The sequence below is a fragment of the Campylobacter sp. CFSAN093229 genome (genome assembly GCF_011068225.1).
GTDB lineage: Bacteria > Campylobacterota > Campylobacteria > Campylobacterales > Campylobacteraceae > Campylobacter_D > Campylobacter_D jejuni.
In genome coordinates, this window is sequence record NZ_JAAMXB010000022.1 from 1 (window position 1) to 6274 (window position 6274).

The following is a 6274-nucleotide window of genomic DNA, read 5'->3' on the forward strand; positions in this document are numbered from 1 at the left end:
CAAGGACATCTATGCCAGCTATTAAGCTTTTTAACTTCATGGGGGGGGTATAGAGAAATTTTGTTTTAAACTTTCTATTGTTACCTTCTTAAGTATCAACGCTTTTGCAGCCACTCAAGCAAATACTAAAGACAATCGAAATTTCAATATTCCATAGCATTATTTTAATGATAACGAACTTTATGATAAAAGCAATTCTACTTATAAAAAACTCCAAGGTATCAATTATTATGCTAAGAGTTCTAAACAAGATATTAACAATATTACTTTAATATATAACAATCCTAAACTAAATATTACAAATATAAACGATTTAAATTTTAAACATTATTTACTTACTCCTGATATGAGAGAAGATGAAGTTCTTTCTTTTAAAGCAAGGCATGGTGTTAATACAGCCGATCATAGTATAAAAACAGTTAGAGTGCTTCCTTTTTTAATCACAGCAAAAACCGATCATGCTGATGCAAGTTATAATAAACTTATATTAGAACAAGGAGAACTTAGTTCAGTTTTTTATCTTAAACCTAAAGATACTCATATAAAAAACCCTAGTAATTCTAAAAGCAATCAACGCATGAATTTCTTAATGAGTTCTACCTTTACTCATTATGGTAATGCAAGCTATAACCAAACCATACTTCAAAAAGATGCTCATATTAGTATGGGAGTTGAGAACACTTATGATTTAGCCTTAAATGGTGCTCCTTATTTAATCGGAGCTATAGCCACTTATGGAGATTCTACAAATAATAGTTTAAATATAGAAGCAGGTAGCAGTGTAGAGTTTTTTACTTCCTTACCTAAAAAAGATAAAAATGGTAATAATACCTTTGACGAAAGAATCACTCACCTTGTAGGTGGTTTAGCTTATCAAGGTAATGTAAAAAACAATAAAATCTTTATCAAAGATGCTAATATGATTATTCATGGTCCAAGCAAAGCTTATGCTAGTTTAGCTGCTGCTCATATTAGCGCAGGTTATATAGATAGTGGAACGGATAAAACTTTCAAGCCAGTAAAAACCTTTTAGACATAGATGGTTTTAATCTTGATATGTATATGAACCATGATAAACAACCCCTAGCTTATAATTCTGTTTTATTTACTGATTTTTGGGGTGGAAAAACCGAACAAGGACAAGCCTTAGATAATACTATCAATTTAAAAGATATTAAAAACCTAAAAAAAGATAAAAACAATGAGAACATTTTTGCTCAAGCTTTATTTAACTTCTATGCAGGAGCTTCTAATAATGGAGAAGCAAATTATAATACCTTAAATATAGAATTAAAACATCCTTTAGAAATCGCTAATAACTTCTTAGGTTATAACCAACATTCTTTTTATGGTGGCTTTGCAACTAAAGGAGCTAATCATAATACCATTAACATTAAAAACGATCTTACTACAACCGATCTTTCTCAAAACTATAAAGATGCTTTAAATATTGTAGCTGCTAGAACCTTAGAAGGCAGTGCAGATTATAATAAAATTTATATCAATAATTCTATGTCAACCTTACCTGTATACATTTATACAGCTAAGAAAAATATTCTTAATAACCAAGACTTTTATCCTAGTAGTGCTAATAACAATGAAGTAGTGATTAAAGACTTTGCTTCTTTTAGAAATTTAACTGTATTAACAGAAGCTAAAGAAGCCTCTTATAATACTATAAATTACAACAATGTTCAAAGCATTACCGATGCAAGTAATATAGATAAAGGTTCTAAAATCATCATAAGAGCTTTAGATAAAGCCAATCATAATACCATAGATATAAAAAACTATTCTTCTAATGCAGCTGATAATGCTTATTTGATTATGGCTTATAATGAAGCTGCTTATAATAAAATCATTATCAATGATACTTTATTTGGTGTAGCTTCAGATAAAAGAGAAGGAATTTTAAGTATTATAGCTGGACTTTCAAACAATGCCCATGATAATACCTTAATCATAAACAATCTTAATCTTGATGAGTATAAAAATAACAATTCTATTTTTATAGCTCCTTCAGCCATTACAGGTTTAAGTGAAGCTAAATCTTACAATAACACCTTATATATAGGTGGGAATTTAAATATATTTAAAAACACTTTCATAGATATATTAGCAGGAGCGTTGGTGCATTATGAAGATAGCAATAATGCTTCTAATGCTGTAGCTCCTTCAGATATCAGTTTAAGTAAAAACAATAGACTGATTTTAAATACTAAAGTTGAAGCTAGAATTATTAATAACTTTGAGCATTATTATCTTATTGTATCCAATAAAATCAACACAACTCCCCTTTTGAAGTCATACGATGCTCCTATTAATATTTCTAGCGAGGGAGTATTAGCTCTTTATACCCTCAAAGAGCAATACCCCTACCTTAAAAATAAAGAAATCTTAATCTTACAAAGTGAGCAAGGTTTTATAGATAAAAACTCTAATACTTTAAATCAAGAAGAACTTCAAAGCTTTATTGAAAAAATGCAAAAAAACAAAGAAGATTTTAAACTAAGTTCTATAGATAAATTAAAAAAGATGAATTTACAAAAGCTTTCTTATGAAGTAAGAATATCTCAAGATGGCAAAAGCATTTACGCAAAGATAAAATAAATCATTCCTATCTTAAAGATAGGAATGATTTGCTTGTATTTTTATAAATATAAACAAAAGATTCTTAAATCTTAATCTTACAAAAAGGAGCAAGTCATGAAAAAGTTAAATAAACTTTCTTTGTCTTTAGTTGTAGATTCTTTACTTTTTACACAAAGCTATGCTTTACCAAGTGGGGGTAAGTTCACTCATGGAACAAGTGGAAGTATAAGTTCAAGCAATGGCATAATGAATATCACTGGCAATAAACAAAACTCTGTTATCCAATGGGGTGGTGGTTTTAATATAGCAAATGGTGAAACTGTAAATTTTAAAGGTAATGGCTATAACTACTTAAATATTGTCTATGGTTCTAAAAGCTCTCATATAGATGGAAAGCTAGAAGGTGGTACAAACAATATCTTTTTAATCAATCCTAATGGTATAGTAGTGGATAAAGATGGAAGTATTAATGCAAATAGAGTGTTTTTATCTGCTTCATCGATAGGAGATAAAGAGATGCAAGAATTTGCGAGTAGTGGAAAAATTTCAGCATTTGATGGAGATCCTAGAACAATATCACCTGTAATTAAATCCAATGCAGGAAATGTTATAAATTTAGGAACTATTAGTGTATATGATAGAGTGGTTATGGCGGGTAATCAAGTTTCAAATATTAAATACGGTAGCACTGATTATGGTAAATTTATTTTTACAAAAGAAGGAGCCGCAAAGGATATTTTTAAAGTTTCTAATAGTATTAGAACACCAAATATAAGACCTTCCAAAGGTATCACTGGGCCTGCAGATAGTCTTGTTGGTATTGATAAAGGCTATAAAGAAACTAGTGATCTTATCACTAAAGATGATATTTCAAGTGAGGTTATAAACTCTATATTTAATAGTTTAAAATTTAATTCTTATGCAAATATAGATGATATTTTTACAATTTATACTGATTCGGAGTTAAAAAATAAATTATCAGAAGATATCTTACAAAGTATAGATTTTATGGCTGCTCTATATGGACAAGCGAGCACAAATGAAAATGCAAAATTAAAAGAAGCTCTTTCAACTTCTTATGAAAATGTGGAAAAAGCAGGTAAATCCATCAACACTGTTAAAAACACACTTTCTCAAATTGCTAAAACTACTGAAGAACAAAAAAATACTCAAAAAGCTTACGATGATGCATTAAATAATTATAATACCATAGTGGAGCTTTACAATAAAGCTTTGAAAATTGGAGATTCAAAAGTCTTAGAAACGCTTAAAACAGAAATGAATAGTAAATATATAGTTTTGCAACAAGCTACAACAGCTCTTAAAGATGCCACGAGTTCGAATAATTCTAATCTTGAAACAAATAAACAAACTATTGCAAGTGCAAGTATAGATAATTATAAACTCACAGTTAATGGGCAATATAGTGCAAATTTGAAAGATGTTAGCAAGCCTAATGATAACAATAGTGGTTCCAACAACGGAAACGATGGAACCGATTCAGGTGATATTAACAATGGTAACAACAACGGTTCTAATAACAATCCAAATGATACCATAGGACAACAAGAACCTGACATTGCTACAGCTTTGCTTATGCAAACTACAGATGAAGATCCAAATATCAATGAAGATGATAAACAAGCAAGTATAGATGAAGCCAGTACTCAAGAAAGTGGTAATGCTTGTATAGTATCGGATAATTTTAAAGCAGGAAATCCTTGCTCAAGATGATTAAAATCCAAAAGGTTAAAAGCCTTTTGGATCTTGTTAAAAATTAATAAAACAAACAAAGTTTAAAGATTAAAAATCAAACAAACACTAAGGAAAATTTAAATAAAACGCATTATCTTACTATCTAGTTTAGCTATCTTAAGCCTTTATGCTAGTGATACTAAAGATAATAAAAAAACCATACAAATGTTAGAACAATCTCCTTATAAAGAAGATGCTAACTTAAAAAACTACAATAACACTTTAAAAGTAAAAGATGGAGTGATTATCATAGATCATTCTAATACTAGTGATGATAATAATTCAAAAACCGCTAACACAAAGAAAAACATTCAAAAAGATAATAACAACACTCAAAAAAATCAACCTAACTTGTCTAATGATAATACTTTAAAAACTAAAACCCCAAATTCAAACACTCCTTCTTTAAAAAATACTTCTAAAGAAGAATCAATTCATAAAGTTAGCTTTAACTTTCATATTACCAATAAAAACATAAACTTTAAAGATCTAGGTTCAGATGAGCAAGTTTTACAAGAAGCCTTAAACGATTACAAAAAAGAAAGTATTTCAGTTCAAGACTTACAAGATATAGCCAAATCATTTCTTATTATGTTCAAGTTAGTGGTTATCCTGCTGCTACAGCTTATATCCCACAACAAGAATTAAAAGATCAAATTCAAATCAATATCACCTTAGGTGTTTTAGGTAAATATGTGGTTCAAAACAATTCTAGTGTAAGAGATTATGCTATAGAAAGTAAATTACCTAATCATAAAGGTAAAATCATCGCTACTAAATTAGTAGAAGATGCGGTTTATAAAGTCAATGAAATGTATGGCATACAAACCCTTGCTTCTTTAAAAGCAGGAGATAATCCAGGTGAAACAGATGTAGTGATAGAAACTACCCCTAGTGATAGCTTTGTTTCTGCATTATTTTATGGGGATAATTACGGTATAAAAGAATCAGGTAGATATAGGGGTGGTGCTAGTATGAGTTTTAATAACATAGCTCATCAAGGAGATAGTCTTAATGCTTATTTGCAAAGAAGCGATGAAGCACAAACTAACTATGGTATAAGCTATACTACTTTCTTAGGGAATTTAAAAATCACTCCAAGTTATTCTAAAGGAAACTATGCTTTAGGGGGAATTTGGAGAGAAATTGACTTTATAGGAACTTCTGAAAATCTAGGTATAGATTTAAAATATCCTTTGTGGATTACGACTTATAATTCTTTTTATTTAACTTCAAGCTATTATCATAAAAAACTTAGTGATTCTAAATTTGATATTTTAACCTTTGATAAAAGCTCTGATACGATAAGCTTTGGTATAGAAGGAGTTTATAATGGCATTAGCAATGATAGTTTTTCTTATAGTGCTAATGTAAGCTATGGTAATGTTAAAGATGAAGGTATGACTATAGTAGGTATAGGAACAAGCAAAGTAGGTGGAGTAGAATTTGGAAAATTTGCTAAACTTAATGTCAATCTTAACAATGCTTATTTCTTTAATGATACCTTTACTCATCTTTTTAGTTTAAATTATCAACAAGTTATCAATGGAGCTACATTAGATAGTAGTGAAACCATATCTTTAGGAGGTCCTTATGGAGTAAGGGCTTATAATAATGGAGATGGAGAAGGAGATAATGCTGTAGTGGCTAGCTTTGGACTTAGAATGACTACTCCTTTAAAAGATTTTTATATCACTCCTTTTTATGATATAGGTTATTCTTGGTATGAGAATGATTCTTATACAAACTATATGGATGCTTATGGTTTACAACTGCTTTATAATAAAACAGGGAATTTTTATGTCAAGCTTGATTTAGCTAGAGCTTTAAAGAAGTATAAACTAGATGATGATTATAGTTCTAAAGCTTATGTAAGCTTTGGGAAGTATTTTTGAGTTTTAGCAAGAAGTTTTTCTTGCTAAGGGTG

At 29.4% G+C, this 6274-nt stretch carries 1 protein-coding gene and 3 pseudogenes; all 4 read left to right on the forward strand.

The window, feature by feature from the left end; all coding sequences use genetic code 11:
* Positions 1 to 49: 49 nt before the first annotated feature.
* A pseudogene (locus tag FBE93_RS08205) lies at positions 50 to 2334 on the forward strand (hypothetical protein); the annotation flags it as partial.
* 372 nt (positions 2335 to 2706) lie between these two features.
* Positions 2707 to 4326, forward strand: a complete 1620-nt coding sequence (locus FBE93_RS08210; protein ID WP_165434361.1) for a filamentous hemagglutinin N-terminal domain-containing protein — start codon at positions 2707 to 2709, stop codon at positions 4324 to 4326.
* Positions 4314 to 4454: pseudogene (locus tag FBE93_RS08215) on the forward strand (hypothetical protein). Before FBE93_RS08210 ends, FBE93_RS08215 begins: the two are co-directional and overlap by 13 nt.
* Positions 4455 to 4512: 58 nt before the next feature.
* Positions 4513 to 6242 (forward strand): annotated as a pseudogene (locus FBE93_RS08220) (ShlB/FhaC/HecB family hemolysin secretion/activation protein).
* The last annotated feature ends 32 nt before the right edge of the window (positions 6243 to 6274 follow it).

What these genes read in the sequence shown, in the direction of transcription:
- FBE93_RS08210 (WP_165434361.1), top strand. Translation starts at nt 2,707, where the DNA reads ATGAAAAAGTTAAATAAACTTTCTTTGTCTTTAGTTGTAGATTCTTTA.